This window comes from Saccharopolyspora erythraea (assembly GCF_018141105.1).
Classification (GTDB): domain Bacteria; phylum Actinomycetota; class Actinomycetes; order Mycobacteriales; family Pseudonocardiaceae; genus Saccharopolyspora_D; species Saccharopolyspora_D erythraea_A.
On sequence record NZ_CP054839.1, the window covers coordinates 5,651,525 to 5,665,539 of the forward strand.

A 14,015-nucleotide genomic window follows, 5' to 3' on the forward strand; every position below is an offset into this window, starting at 1 on the left:
GCGGCACGCCAGGAGTCCACGGGCTGTGGGGTGATCGAAGTGCCCAAGTACCTGGTGCGAGCGGCCTACACCACCGACGGTGTCAAGGGTGTGCTCAGAGAAGGCGGCACGGGTCGGGTGGACGCCGTGCGGAACATGATCACCAGGCTCGGCGGTGAGGTGGAGTCGTTCTACTTCGCCTTCGGCGACTACGACGTCTACGTCGTCGTCGACCTGCCGGACAACGTCTCGGCCGCGTCCGTCGGGCTGGCCATCACCGGCAGCGGTGCCGTTCGGTCCGACACCGTGGTCCTGCTGACGCCCGGTGAGATCGACGAGGCGGTGGCGAAGGAGTTCGAGTACCGGCCGCCGGGCGGGTGATGCCCGGCCGCAGACCACTGTGGACGGTCGTGGTCCGCGGACCGGGAAGTGCTGCTCACCGCGGCGGGGTCCAGTCGACGCTCCACAGCCGGGCACCCTCGCGCCGGCGCAAACGGCGCAGGAACGACAGCACCCCGGAAGACCCCGTGGCCCAGTGGCCGCTGGCGCTGTCGAGCGAGTTGCCCGCGAAGGACGGCCGCTCCGGTGTGCCGCCGCTGCGGCACAGCATGAGTTCGGCGACCTCCTCCGCGCCGCGCCAGAACTCGTCGTCCTCGGTGACCATCGCCACGTCGATCAGCGCCTCGCCGATGCCGGCCAGCCCGCAGCACTGCGAGACGACCCACGCCTGGGGAGCCAGCACCATGCACGCGCGGGCGCCTTCCCCGGCCAGCGCGAGCAACCGGTCGTCGCCGAGAGCCCTGCCCGCGAATGCGAGGGCGGAGGCGATGCCGGACATGCCCTGGCACCACGACGCCGCCATCGGACGGGCCGCCGGGCGCCGCATGACCGCGACCAGCTCCTCCGCCTCGGCGGCCAGGGCGCCGAACCGCTTCCCGGCCTCCTCGCCGGAGGCGGGGTCACCCGTCCTGAGGTGGTGTGCCAGCAGGAAGTACGCGATTCCCGCGGTGCCGTGCGCGAAACCGGCTTCCAGCGCCACACCGGAACCGGGCTGCGCCGGTGGGGCCACATCCTCGGCGTCGGTCACGTCGCCGCTGAGCAGGCGCCGCGCGCACTCCGAGGCGATGTCGAGGTGCCCCTCGCCGGGCGCCAGGTCGTGCAGCACGAGGTGCCCGGCGCCGATCCCGGCCACGCCGTGGATGTAGTCGCCGCGCTCCCGGTCGCCGAGCTCGATCCGCTCCGGCGGCGCGAGGTCGGGTGCGAGCATGCGGCGGGCGGTGGCCAGGTAGAGCGCGGTACCGGTGCGGCCGAAGTAGAGCGCGGAGGGCAACCGCGCGGGCGGTGTCATCCGGACGGTCCACCGTGCGAGGTCGGCCGCGACCGCCTCCGACTCCGCGTGGTGCAGCAGTTCCATGCCGAGCCCGGCCGAACCGCTGTAGACGTTGGTCACCGGCGGATCGGCGCGGTCCGGGTCGGGCGAGTCCGCCATGAGCTTCGTCGCGAACCCGGCGCATTCCCGCAGCGTGTGCCGCAAGGCCGATTCCAGCAGGTCGGGCGAGAACTTCGGCGGCGCGGGCCGCGAGCCCCGCACGGCGACGGCACCGCCGCGATGCCGGCCCGCGCGGATGTCGGCGACAGCGGCGCCGCGCTCCGCCGGATCGAGACTCAGGAGCCCGGGCAGCAGCGCGCGGACCCCGGTCCCGGCGTCCGGGTACAGCCGGGTCAGGCACATCAGGGTGCGTTCGAGGTTGCGGACCGGGTCGGGGTCGATGGCGACCGGGTTCATCCCGGACGCGGCGAAGAACAACGTCGCGCCCAGCGAGAAGTAGTCGTCCTCGGGTTCGGCGGGCCGTTCGGTGTGCTGGTCGGGCACGCTGTAGCCGCGCGTCCAGCCGGGGATCTGGAGGCCGTCGTAGCGGCTGTTGCCGAAGTCGATCAGCGTGCAGCGCCCGTCGTCGTCGAGCACGATGTTCTTCGGTGACAGGTCCCGGACGACCACGCCGCGTTCGTGCACCGCGTCCAGGACGGCGAGCAGCCGTTCCGCCAGCAGGCCCAGATCGCGGCCGGTGTCGCCGGGTTCGTCGAAGAACAGGCCGTGCTCGCCGACGAACCGGTTGAGGTCGCGGGTCCCCGCGTCGGTGGTGACCAGGTACTCGTCTTCACCGTGGCGGAAGTGGTCGATCAGTCCGGGGACTCCTTCGACCCCTTCCAGCGCGTGCAGGATGCGGCGTTCGTTGCGCATCTGCCCGCGCAGGTCCATGCCGTTGACGTTCTCGCTGACGTAGGCCCGGGCCTCCTTGACCACGACCTGGCGGCCGTCGGGATCCACGGCGCGGTAGACGTTGCCGCGCGGACCGCGCATGACACCGGAGGTGAGCCGGTAGCGGCCGCCCAGCGTGGTGTGGGCGGGTTCGGCGGTCCGGCCGGCTTCCGCCGCCGGCTCCGGCCGGAACGGGTCGGTGGCCCAGGGCGGGCAGCTGTACTCGGGCCCCGCCGCACCGGCCTCGGTCTGACCGTCGGGCCCGATCACCACGAGTTCGAAGTCGCCGTTGTCATCCACCCTGAACTGCGGGCGGAAGGGCGCGTAGCGGTAGTACACCGGTGCGTCGCGCCGCACGCGGCGGTCGCTGGCGATCCTCGGTGCGGACATGCCGGCCAACGCCTCGGCGAGCTCGTTCCCGAGCCGCACGACGGACGTCTGCGGCGGGTACACCGTCAGGGCTTTGCCGACCGCACCGGGGTCCAGGTCACCGGAGTTCAGCTCGCGCAGCGTCGCAACCGACTTGGCCGCCTTGAAGTCGCAGTCCCGGGACAGCAGCAGCGGCAGCACCCGGTCCAGCGTCTCGGCCAGCGTGCCTGGCCGCGCCGACACGTGCAGCTTCCAGCCCTGCGCGGGAATGTCCAACCCGGGTTTGCGCACGCTGATCCAGGTTTCGTCGACCGCCACCTCGCGGCAGGCGGCGGTCGCGGCTTCGGTGATCGCCTCGATCACGTGATCCGGTGAATCCGAAACGGCCACGGCCGTGTCCATTGATCGTCCTCCCGCATTCGCAGCAGCTCGGAAATTGCGAGCACGCGAGGCAGAAAGGCCGCCATGGCGAAAAGCGGCCTTTCTGCCGTTCGCGTCGGAATCAGACGATGGAAGGACAGCAGGGCCAGCTGCTGCAGACGGTGCGCTTGCAGGTGTTCACGCACGCCTGCGGGCCGTGCAGGACTTCCTTCAGCTCGGTCTCGAAGTCGACGGCGACGTCGTCGAGTTCGAGAACTCCCGCGTCGCGGGGCTCCAGCGTGAGCGCGGACATGGCGTTCTCCTTTCCGGGTGCCTCGTGGGCAATCCCTGCTGGGACGACGGAGGTGCGTGCGGATTCTTCGGCGTGCACCCCCAGGTTCTGCACGGCGAACGGCCATTGGCGGGCCCCCAGGCCCGGAAGCTGCCGTCGGCGAACCTTTGGAATTGTTGGCACAGCGAGCCTGGTTCACCTAGAGCCAAATGGACGAATAAAGGACGTTTACACAACTGCATTGGTCGTCTAGTTTCTCGCCTGTGATGGGGTGTGATCCGTCTGGTGCGCACTGGCCGTGCGAAACCGGGCTTTCTCGATGAAGTCGTTGCTCCGCCGGAGAAAACCGGCGGCCGAACCGTCCGATCTGGTCGTGCCGTACTGGCAGTGGCACGACGAGGAGCTGTTGTCGGCGGGCCTGCTGACGATGGCGCGGCGGCTGCCGGCGCTGGTCGCCGGCGCGCTGCGGGTCGCGTGGCAGGCCAGCAGGCTGGACACCGCCGCCACGCTGGGCCTCAACGTGGTCGCCGGGTTCTTCACCGCCTTCGGCCTGCTTGCGACGACCGGGGTGCTGGAGTCGCTGTTCGCCGCGGGCCCCACAACCGACAGGGTGCTCGCGGCGCTGCCCGCGCTGCTGGTGGTGGCCGCCGCGGCCGGGTTGCGCGCCGCGCTGCTCGCCGGCGCCGGATGGGCCCAGGAACGGCTGAAACCGCAGGTGGAGCGACTCGCCGAGACCAGGCTCTTCCGGCTCACCACCGAGGTGGAGCTGACCGCGTTCGACGACGAGGAGTTCCACAACTCCATGCAGCGGGCACGCGACAACGGCGTGCCGGACTCGGCGACCGTGGTCGAGATGACCGTCAACGTGCTCACCGGCGTCATCGGCGTCCTGTCGGCCGCTGTCACGCTGGGCGTGCTGCACCCGCTGCTGATGCCCTTGCTGCTGGTCACCGCGGTACCGGACGGGTGGGCGGCGCTGCGGTCCGCCCGGATGCGCTACGCGGCCTTCCGGCGGGTGTCCACGGCGCGGCGCCGCAAGTTCATGCTCTCCGACCTGATGGCCGAGCGGCCGCCCGCCGCCGAGGTGCGCGCCTTCACGCTGCGCGGGTTCCTGCTGGCCGAGTACGACCGGATCGCCGATGTCGAACAGCGGGTGGAGCTCGACGTCGCCCGGCAGCGGACCAGGACCAGGGTGGCCGGCGACCTAATGGGCGGTGTCGCGCTCGGTGCCGTCTACACGACGCTCGGCGGCATGCTCGCGGCCGGCATGGTCCCGCTCGCCGTGGTCGGCACCGCGGTCCTGACGATCCGCGCGAGCCAGACGTCGCTGGCCGCGCTCGTGCAGGCGGTGAACAAGCTCTACGAAGCGGGCCTCTACTTCGGTGACTACCTGGACTTCTGCGAGCTCGCGCAACGGCGGGTCCCGGCGGATCGCGGCGCCGCGGCGCCGGAAGGATTCCGGCGGATCACCGCCGAGTCGGTCAGCTTCACCTACCCGGGAGCAGGCGCGCCGTCGCTGTCGGAGGTGAGCATCGAGGTCGGCCGCGGTGAGGTCGTCGCGCTGGTCGGGGAGAACGGATCCGGCAAGACCACGCTGGCCAAGCTGCTCGCGGGCCTCTACACGCCGGACTCGGGAGTGGTCCGCTGGGACGGCGCCGACATCGCGGCGATCTCGGGCAAGGCGTTGCACGACCGGATATCGGTGATCGCCCAGGACCACACCCGGTGGCCGCTGACCGCGCTGCAGAACATCACCATGGGCCGCCCGCTGGACGGCGATCGGCTCGCGGGCGCGGCGGCGGCATCCGGTGCCGACGAGGTGGTCGCGCGGCTCTCCAGTGGCTACGACACGCTGCTCGACCGCCGGTTCCAGGGCGGGCACGAGCTGTCCGGCGGACAGTGGCAGCGGATCGCCATCGCGCGCGCGTTCTACCGGGACGCGGAGCTGATGATCTTCGACGAGCCTACCTCGGCACTGGACCCGAGGGCCGAGCACGCGCTGTTCGAGCGGATCCGGCGGCACGCCGACGGTCGCACGGTCCTGCTCATCACGCACCGGCTCTCCAGCGTCCGCTACGCCGACCGCATCTACGTGCTGAACCGGGGACGGGTCAGCGAACAGGGCACGCACGCCGAGCTCGTGCTGGCCGGCGGCGAGTACGCCCGCCTCTACGAGCTGCAGGCCGCCGCCTACCGGGAACGCGAGGCGCGCCCCGCATGAGGTGTCACCCGCGAACACCGCACCCCGCGGGGGCACGATGATCTTCTCCTCCCCCGCGGCCTACGCGCTGGCCGCCGTGCTCGGTTTCGCAGCGCTGGGCAAGGTCACCGACATCGGCGGGTTCGCCGGTGCGATCGCCGGTTACCGGATGCTGCCCGAGTCCTGGACCAGCACCGCCGCCAGAACGGTCGTCGGTGGCGAGCTGCTGGGCGCGATTCTTCTGGTGTGGCCGCAAACCCGGTTCTGGGGAGCAGTGCTGTCGCTCGTGCTCCTCACCGCCTTCCTCGCCGGCATGCTCGGCGTTCTCCGCCGAGGGCTCCGCGTGGACTGCGGCTGCTTCCGGGCGGCCGGCCCGGAGGAGATCGTCGGTCCCGGCACAGTCGTGCGAACGGCGTTGCTCCTCGCGCTGGCCGTGCTCGCGGCGTTGCCCGGGGCCCCGCCCTTCCGCCCCGCGCACCTCCTGATCGCGGTTCTGATGCTGGTCACCGTGTTCCTCTCGGCGACCCTGGTCTCGTTCACCAGGAGGTCGGCATGACCGCGGAATGGGCGGTGCTCCTGCTGCTGTCGCTGCTCGCCGTGCTGAACTCCGCCGCGGTCATCGCCCTGATGCGGCAGCGGATCTCCGCCGAGCGGCCCGCACCCGCGCCCTACGGCCCAACACCGGGAACGGGCCTGGACGTCGGTGTTCCCGTGGAATCGCTGAGCGCGGGAGCCGACCGGGTGCTGTTCGGGTTCATCTCACCGCAGTGCGGCCACTGCCGGGTCATGCTGGCCGAGTTCGTCCGCGTCTCCGCGCGGGTGCGGGTCGTGCTGGTCAGCGCCGCCGATCCGGCGGAGATGCGGGCGCACCTCGCCGCGCACGACGTGGACCTGCCGCTGGTGACCGGTCCCGGCGTCTTCGACGCCAACGACGTTCCCGGGCCGCCCTACGCGGTCGTCACCGACGGCCGCGGCATCGTGCTGGCGCAGGGTGGGGCGAGCCGGCCGGAGCAGTTGGAGGAACTGCTGTCGCGGGCCGACGCCCTGCGTCCTCCTGCGACGTAACCGGTACCGCCACGAGCCCGGGCTCGTGGCGGTACCGGCGGCCGTCACTGCTCCAGGAGGTCCTCGATCACGATGGGGATGTGGCGGACGCGGACGCCGGTGGCGTTGTGGATGGCGTTGGCGACGGCCGCGGCCATGCCGACGGTGCCGACCTCGCCGATTCCCTTCGCGCCGACCGAGTTGTGCAGCGTGTCCGGGTACTGGACGAAGTGGACGTCCACATCGGAGATGTCGGCGTTCACCGGCACGAGGTAACTCGCGAAGTCACCGTTGGCCAGCCTGCCGTTCTCCTCGATCTCCAGTCCCTCGTGCAGCGCCGCCGACACGCCCCAGATCATGCCGCCCATGATCTGGCTGCGAGCCGCCTTCTCGTTGATGATCCGGCCCGCGTCGAACACGCCGAGCATGCGGGAAACCCGCGCCTCGCGCGTCCACCGGTGCACCCGGACCTCGCAGAACTGGGCACCGAACGAGCTGAACGAGTGCTTGGTCAACTCCTCGCCGGGGGCCGACGAACCGGTCGCCGCGACCGAGGAGCGGTTCACCGCCCGCAGCAGCTCGCCGAACGTCATCGACCGGCCACCGGCCAGCACGCGACCGTCCTCGTAGGTGACCTCCATGCCTTCGAACGGCGCGCCCGGCGACGAGGCCAGGGCCACCAGCTCGTCGACCACCTCGGTCGCGGCGATCATGATGGCCGAGCCCACGCTCGCCGTGGCGGTCGAGCCACCGGACAGGCCCCCGGGCGGCAACGCCGAGTCGCCCAGCCTCGGCGCGACCCGCTCCGGCGAGATGTCCAGCGACTCCGCGCCCACCAGGGAGAGCACGGTCAGCAGGCCCGTTCCCGGGTCCGACCCGCTGGTCGCGACCACGGCGGTGTCGTCGGCCCGCAGGGTGACCTCGACCGTGGCGGGGAACCGCAGCGCCGGGAACATGGCGGTGGCCGTGCCGAGACCGACGAGCCAGTCGCCGTCGGTGCGACCGCGCGGTGTGCGGTTCGCCCAGCCGAACCGGTCCGCCCCGATCCGGAAGCACTCGTCGAGGTGCTTGCTCGACCACTGCAGATCCTTGCCGGGGGGTGCGGTCGAGTTGTTCCGCAGGCGCAGCTCGATCGGGTCCATGCCGAGCGCGACCGCGAGCTCGTCGATCGCGCTCTCCAGCGCGAACGACCCGGGCGCCTCGCCCGGCGCGCGCATGAACGTGGTCGGCGGGACGTTCAGCGGCACCATCTTCTGGCTGATGGCCAGGTTCTCGGTGGCGTACCACTCGCGCGAGGTGCCGTGTGAGGTCGGTTCGACGAACGAGCGGTCCATCGGGGTGCTGCACCACGAGTCGTGGCGCAACGCGACCAGCGTGCCGTCGGTGCGGGCCCCGAGGGCGATCTTCTGGACCGTCGCGGGACGCGTCGCGGTCGCGGTGAAGACCTGTTCCCTGCTCAACGCCGCCTTGACCGGCCGGTCCAGGGCCTTGGCCGCGGCCGCCGCCAGGAACGCGGGCGCGGAGGTGCGGGCCTTGCCGCCGAACGCCCCGCCCACGTAGGGGTTCACCGCGTGGACCGACGACGGCTCGACGTCGAGCGCGCCGGCCAGCTCGGCCGCCTGGAGGTGGGCCCCCTGGTTGCCGCTGTAGACCGTCAGGCCGTCGGAGTCCCACACCGCGACCGCGGAATGCGGTTCCATCGCCGCGTGGTTCTGGGTCGCGGTGCTGTAGGTCGCCTCGAACACGACGGGGCTCGACGACAGCGCGTCCTCGATGGACTCCACACCGTCCGCGAGCACCGTCAGCGACGGCGGCGAACCCCGGTCCTCCGGCGCGTCCTCGGCCGATCCGAGCCCGTCCTCCAGCGAGGTCAGGGCCGGCCGCTGGTGGTAGGAGACCTCGACGAGCATCGCCGCGTCCCGTGCCTGCTCGTAGGTCTGCGCCACCACGAAGCCGATCGGCTGGCCGTAGTAGGCGACTTCCTTGTCCTGCAGAGGAACCCACGTCTCGCCGAACAGCGGGGAGCTCGGAGTGCGCAGCTCCAGCGGGTTGAACGGCGTGAACACGCCCAGCACGCCCGGAGCGCGCTCGGCCTCGGCGACGTCCATGGCCGCGATCTCGCCGTGGGCGATCGTGCTGAGCAGGACGTATCCGTGGACCATGCCGGGCAGGTTGTGGTCCACCCCGTACCTGGCCTGCCCGGTGACTTTCGCCGGGCCGTCAAGCCTGCTGGTCATCAGCGGCTCCCCTCGGTCAGTTCCAGCAGCGCGCGGACGACGGTCCGCTTCAGCAAAGGCACCTTGAAACCGTTCGCGGACAACGGCCGGGCACCGTCGGCCGCCGCGGACGCGGCGGCCTCGAAGGACTCCTCGGTCGCGGGCGCGCCGCGCAGCGCCTCCTCCACCGCGGGCAGCCGCCACGGCACGGTCGCCACACCACCGACCGCCACCCGGGCGCCGGCGATGCGCGAGTCCCGGACGTCCAGTGCCACCGCGGCCGAACACAGCGCGAACTCGTAGGACTGCCGGTCCCGCACCTTGACGTAGGTGGAACGCGACGCCCAGTCCAGCCGCGGGACCACGACCTCGCTGATCAGCTCGCCGTCGCGCAGGTCGTTCTCCACATCGGGGGTGCCGCCCGGCTGCCGGTAGAAGTCGGCCAGCTTGACGGTGCGCTCGCCGGTGGCGCTGACCAGCCGGACCTCGGCGTCGAGCGCGACGAGGGCCACCGCCAGATCGCTGGCGTGCGTCGCCACGCACGCGTCGCTGGTGCCCAGCACGGCGTGCATCCGGTTGGCCCCGGAGATCGCGGGGCAACCGCTGCCCGGCTCCCGCTTGTTGCACGGAGTCGCGACATCGCGGAAGTACGTGCAACGGGTGCGCTGCAACAGGTTTCCGCCGATGCTGGCCATGTTGCGCAGCTGCTGCGAGGCGCTCAGCAGCAGGGCGCGGGAGATGGCCGGGTACACGCCGGGGTGCTCGGCGACGTCGCCCATCCGCTCCAGTGCGCCGATCCGCAGGCCGTCACCGGTGTCGATGCCGCGCAGCGGCAGCGCGTTGATGTCCAGAACGTGTTGCGGTGTCAGGACGTTGAGCTTCATCAGGTCGACGAGCGTGGTGCCGCCGGCCAGGAACGTGCCGGGCTCGGCCAGGGCGGCCTCGACGGTGGCGGGTTCGGTGAGGTCAAAGGGTCGCATCGGCCTGCCTCGCTTGTTCGACTGCCGCGACGATGTTCGGGTAGGCCGCGCAGCGGCAGAGGTTGCCCGACATGAACTCCCGGACGTCCTCGACGTCCTGCCTGACGGCGGCGACCGCCGACATGACCTGCCCGGAGGTGCAGAACCCGCACTGCAGGGCGTCCTGGTCGACGAACGCCTGCTGGACCGGGTGCAAGCCCTCCTCCGAGGAGAGCCCTTCGACCGTGGTCACCGGCTGCTTCACGGTCGCGGCCAGGGTGAGGCACGACAGCACGGGCCTGCCGTCGACGTGCACCGTGCAGGCACCGCACTGGCCCCGGTCGCAGCCCTTCTTCGGCCCGGTGATGTCGAGGCGTTCGCGCAACGCGTCCAGCAGCGTCACACCGGGATCGACGCTCAGCTGTTCCGTCCTGCCGTTGATTTCGAGTGAGATGTCCACTGGATCTCTTTTCCGCGGATCGCCCGCGTCGGAAACCTGGCGGTGTCAAAGTGGTGGGAGCGCTCCGTCCGGCCCACCGCCGAGTCGAACGGATAGTCATCCGTTTCGGCTCCGAGGCTAGTGGATTATTATCCGCTTCGCAAAGTGCCCAGGTCGCGGCGCTGTCCCGGCTCCAGCGCCGCCGTGCATTACATTCCAGGGGGACGAGGCGACGACCGGGGAGGGATGATGTCGACGGGATCGGTCAGCCCGCGGCGCGCGGACACCCGGCGCAACCACGAACGCATCCTCACCGCGGCCGCCGAGTCGCTGACCAGGTGCGGCGCGCTGTCCTTCAACGCCATCGCGAAGCAGGCCGGGGTCGGCGTCGGCACCGTGTACCGGCACTTCCCCACCCCGGAAGAGCTCATCCTGGCGGTCTACCGGCGCGAGGTGCGCCACCTCGTCGAGGTCGTGCCCAGCCTGCTCGAGAGACACCCGCCGGAACAGGCGTTCCGGGTGTGGACCAGCGACCACCTGGCGCACTACATGATGACCAAGCGCGGGCTGGCGAAGGCCCTCAGCGCCGCGACGGCGTCCTGCGGGGAGCTGCCCGCCAGTGCCCACGAGGCCATGGTGGGCGCGGTCGCCACCCTGCTGGAAGCCAACGTCGAGGCAGGCACAGTCCGCGCCGACCTGGACCCGGAGACGGTGCTGCGCGGGCTGGGCGGCCTGCTGTTCCTGGACCCCGGCGGCGACTGGCAGAACCAGACCGCGAACCTCGCCGATCTGCTGTGGCGCGGCATGCGCACGCAGGACTGACCCGCGCCATCGCTTCCCCTGACCGGCTTTTGGCCTGACCAGTTGATTTCAGTCCGCCCTGAAGCAATGGACGAGATCTATTTTCAGTGGAGAGCGTAGCCGATTCGGACACTCGACGAGTGCGACACCTTCCACCACGCAGAAGGCAGTACACCCACCGCACCGGCCGCTACCGAATAGAAACACCACCGCGATGTGAACCATTGACAGTTTGCGTCACGTGATCGTTGAATGCTGCGAACGCAGCACCGGGGCTGCCGAGCCGGAGCGGGAGGAGCTCAGGTGACCACGACGGACGGCGCACGTCGCAAGCGTTCGATGGCTCTGCTGCTGGGCTTCCTGCAAGGGGTCGAACGCCTCGGGAACAAGCTGCCGCACCCGTTCTGGCTGTTCACCATCATGGCGGGGCTGGTGGTGGTCCTCAGCGGCGTGCTCAGCGCGCTCGGCGCCTCCGCCGTGTCCCCAGTGGACGGGAAGACCATCCGGGTCAGGAGCCTGCTGTCGGCCGAGGGCGTGTCGACCATCATCGGCGACGCGGTGGAGAACTTCGCGAAGTTCCCGCCGCTGGCGCTGATCATCGTGGTGATGCTCGGGGTGTCGGTGGCCGAGCGGAGCGGGCTGCTCAACGCGATGCTGCGCGGCAGCGTCACCCGCGTCCCGGCGAGGTACCTGACGTTCGTCGTGGCGCTGGTGGGGATCACCGGCAGCGTCGCCTCCGACGCCGCGTACGTGGTGCTGATCCCGTTGGGCGCGCTGGTGTTCAAGGCCGCCGGGCGCAGCCCGATCCTCGGCCTGGTGGTCGCGTTCGGATCGATCTCGGCGGGCTACAACGCATCGCTGCTGCTCACCCCGACCGACGCGATCCTGGCCGGGCTGACCACCAGCGCGGCGCGCTTCATCGACCCGGACTACTCGGTGACGCCGCTGGCCAACTTCTACTTCTCGTTCGGTTCGGCGCTTTTCCTGGCCGTTGTCATCACCCTGGTCACCGAGTTCGTGCTCACCAGGCGGACCGAGGGCATGACCGCCGACGGCGAGGGCCTGGACCAGCAGCTCGGCGAGATGCGGCTGAGCACGGCGGAACGGCGCGGCCTGCGCAACGCCGGCCTCACCCTGCTGGCCGTCGTGGCGGTGCTGGTGGCGGTTCTCGTCCCGGCCGGCTCGCCGTTCCGCGGCGAGGGCGGCGGCATCCTCGACTCACCCGTGATCACCGGCGTCGCCTACCTGCTCGGCCTGGTGTTCCTGCTGACCGGCGCCGTCTTCGGCCGCGCCACCGGCAGCCTCGCACGCGCCCGGGAGATCCCCGGTGCGATGGCCAAGGGCGTGGTCGACCTCGCACCGGTGGTGGTGCTGTTCTTCGCCGCCTCCCAGTTCCTCGCCTACTTCAAGTGGACCAGGATCGGCGAGATCCTCGCCATCCACGGCGCGGCGCTGCTGAAGTCCGCCCACGTGCACCCGCTGGTGCTGATGCTCGGCCTGACCGCGCTGGTCACCTGCATCAACCTGCTGATCACCAGCGGCTCCGCGCAGTGGGCGCTGGTCGGCCCGGTCGTGGTGCCGATGTTCATGCTGCTGGGCGTGTCACCGGAGACCACGCAGGCGGTGTACCGGATCGGCGACTCGGCGACGAACCTGATCAGCCCGATGAGCCCCTACTTCGCGATGGCGCTCGGGATGCTGCAGCGCTACCGCAAGGACGCCGGGATCGGATCGCTGATGTCGCTGACCATCCCGATCTCCTTCGCCGTGCTGGTCAGCTGGATGCTGTTCTTCATGGCGTGGTGGACGCTCGGCGTTCCGCTGGGCCCCGGCGCCCCGGTGCGCTGAGGCGCACCCCGAAACGCAACAACAAGAAAGGTGACGAGTGTTGAACGACGCGACAGCGTTGGTGGAACGGGCCGGGGACGTGCTGCCCGACGTGCTGGCCGACCTGCGCCGGCTGGTCGAGAGCGAGACCCCCAGCAACGACAAGCAGGCGCTGGACGCCGGGCTCGCCGACATCGGAACCTGGCTCACCGAACGTCTCGGAGAGCCGGTGGCCCGGGAGCGCCACGACGGCGGCCACTACGGCGACGTCCTCGACATCACCTTGCCCGGTACCGCGTCCGGCACCGTCCTGTTGCTGTGCCACTACGACACGGTGTGGCCGGTGGGCACACTCGCGGAGTGGCCGTTCACCACCGAGGGCGACCGGATCACCGCTCCTGGCTGCCTGGACATGAAGCTCGGCATCGTGCACGGCGTGTGGGCCCTGCGGCTCCTGCGCGAGCTGGAGATCCCGCACCCGTCGGTGCGGTTCCTGCTCAACGGCGACGAGGAGATCGGCAGCCACTCCTCCCGCCCCCACATCGAGCGGGCGTGCACCGAGAGCACCGCGACGCTCGTGCTGGAACCCAGCCGCGCGGGCAAGGCCAAGATCCGCCGCAAAGGCCTCGGCCTGTTCGACCTCGCGGTGCGCGGCGTCGAATCGCACGCCGGGCTCGACCCGGCCGCCGGGGCCAGTGCCATCCACGCGCTGGCCGAGCTCATCCCGGCCGTCACCGCGCTCGCCGCCCCCGACCGCGGCACCACGATCAACATCGGGCTGATCAGCGGCGGCACCGTCCGGAACGTGGTGGCGGGGCGAGCCGGCTGCGAGATCGACATCCGAATCCAGGACCCGGAAGAAATGCCGCGCATCGACGCCGGGTTCGCGGCGCTGGCGGTCGCCGACGACCGGATCGAGGTCGAGGTGACCGGCGGCTGGAACCGGCCGCCGATGAACCCGAACCCGCCCTCCGAGCGGCTGTTCGACCACGCCCGCGCCGCCGCCGAGGACATCGGCCGCACGCTGGAGGGCACCTCGGTCGGCGGGGTGAGCGACGCGAACTTCGTCTCCGCGCTGGGAAAGCCGGTGCTCGACGGTCTGGGCGCGGTCGGCGCCGGCCCGCACTCCCGCGACGAACACGTGGTTCCGAGCGAGTCGCCGGGCCAGATCGCCATGCTGGCGGGGCTCATCAGCCGCCTCCGCGACTTCTGACCCCGCCCGTCCACGTCCGGTGTGGCGACGCACCGAACGGTGCGTCAGCGAGCGGA

Annotated in this window: 12 protein-coding genes; 7 read left to right on the top strand and 5 right to left on the bottom strand. The window is 71.0% G+C overall.

Going from position 1 to position 14,015, the window contains the following annotated elements:
• Window positions 1–39 precede the first annotated feature (39 nt).
• Entirely contained in the window at window positions 40–360 is a 321-nt protein-coding gene (locus HUO13_RS25250; protein ID WP_249124032.1) for a GYD domain-containing protein, read from the top strand.
• Between the two features lie 55 nt (window positions 361–415).
• Here the strand turns inward: HUO13_RS25250 and lanL are convergent, their stop codons facing one another.
• Together lanL and HUO13_RS25260 are read right to left on the bottom strand one after the other, a co-directional pair.
• Window positions 416–3,010: a class IV lanthionine synthetase LanL gene (gene lanL / locus HUO13_RS25255; protein WP_211897542.1), complete on the bottom strand. Its 2,595-nt coding sequence runs from the start codon at window positions 3,008–3,010 to the stop codon at window positions 416–418.
• 100 nt (window positions 3,011–3,110) lie between these two features.
• Entirely contained in the window at window positions 3,111–3,281 is a 171-nt protein-coding gene (locus HUO13_RS25260) for an SflA family class IV lanthipeptide (protein ID WP_009943505.1), read from the bottom strand.
• Between the two features lie 298 nt (window positions 3,282–3,579).
• Here HUO13_RS25260 and HUO13_RS25265 point away from each other — a divergent pair, with 298 nt between their 5' ends.
• The 3 genes from HUO13_RS25265 to HUO13_RS25275 are packed head-to-tail and all read left to right on the top strand — an operon-like array spanning window position 3,580 to window position 6,525.
• Window positions 3,580–5,481 carry an ABC transporter ATP-binding protein gene (locus HUO13_RS25265; protein ID WP_211897543.1) on the top strand — a complete coding sequence of 634 codons (1,902 nt, stop codon included), beginning with the start codon at window positions 3,580–3,582 and terminating at the stop codon, window positions 5,479–5,481.
• A 37-nt stretch (window positions 5,482–5,518) separates the two neighbouring features.
• The gene (locus tag HUO13_RS25270; RefSeq protein ID WP_211897544.1) at window positions 5,519–6,016 is read left to right on the top strand and encodes a MauE/DoxX family redox-associated membrane protein; all 498 of its coding nucleotides are present in this window, start codon (window positions 5,519–5,521) and stop codon (window positions 6,014–6,016) included.
• Window positions 6,013–6,525, top strand: coding sequence for a methylamine utilization protein (locus HUO13_RS25275; RefSeq protein WP_211897545.1), 513 nt, complete (start codon window positions 6,013–6,015; stop codon window positions 6,523–6,525). The genes HUO13_RS25270 and HUO13_RS25275 overlap by 4 nt, the downstream gene beginning before the upstream one ends.
• Window positions 6,526–6,569: 44 nt before the next feature.
• Here HUO13_RS25275 and HUO13_RS25280 read toward each other — a convergent pair whose 3' ends face one another.
• The 3 genes from HUO13_RS25280 to HUO13_RS25290 are packed head-to-tail and all read right to left on the bottom strand — an operon-like array spanning window position 6,570 to window position 10,139.
• Complete coding sequence (locus HUO13_RS25280) at window positions 6,570–8,741, bottom strand: xanthine dehydrogenase family protein molybdopterin-binding subunit (protein ID WP_211897546.1); 2,172 nt, start codon at window positions 8,739–8,741, stop codon at window positions 6,570–6,572.
• On the bottom strand, window positions 8,741–9,700 hold the full coding sequence (locus HUO13_RS25285) for an FAD binding domain-containing protein (protein ID WP_211897547.1): 960 nt from the start codon (window positions 9,698–9,700) through the stop codon (window positions 8,741–8,743). The genes HUO13_RS25280 and HUO13_RS25285 overlap by 1 nt, the downstream gene beginning before the upstream one ends.
• Complete coding sequence (locus HUO13_RS25290; protein WP_211897548.1) at window positions 9,687–10,139, bottom strand: (2Fe-2S)-binding protein; 453 nt, start codon at window positions 10,137–10,139, stop codon at window positions 9,687–9,689. Before HUO13_RS25290 ends, HUO13_RS25285 begins: the two co-directional genes overlap by 14 nt.
• Before the next feature lie 228 nt (window positions 10,140–10,367).
• Between HUO13_RS25290 and HUO13_RS25295 the strand changes: the two genes are divergently transcribed.
• The 3 genes from HUO13_RS25295 to HUO13_RS25305 all read left to right on the top strand — a co-directional run bounded on the left by HUO13_RS25295 (window position 10,368) and on the right by HUO13_RS25305 (window position 13,959).
• Window positions 10,368–10,940, top strand: a complete 573-nt coding sequence (locus tag HUO13_RS25295) for a TetR/AcrR family transcriptional regulator (RefSeq protein WP_211903134.1) — start codon at window positions 10,368–10,370, stop codon at window positions 10,938–10,940.
• A 282-nt stretch (window positions 10,941–11,222) separates the two neighbouring features.
• Entirely contained in the window at window positions 11,223–12,767 is a 1,545-nt protein-coding gene (locus tag HUO13_RS25300) for an AbgT family transporter (protein ID WP_432757771.1), read from the top strand.
• A gap of 40 nt (window positions 12,768–12,807) precedes the next feature.
• Window positions 12,808–13,959 (top strand): M20 family metallopeptidase, encoded by a 1,152-nt coding sequence (locus HUO13_RS25305; protein ID WP_211897549.1) that lies wholly within the window; start codon window positions 12,808–12,810, stop codon window positions 13,957–13,959.
• The last annotated feature ends 56 nt before the right edge of the window (window positions 13,960–14,015 follow it).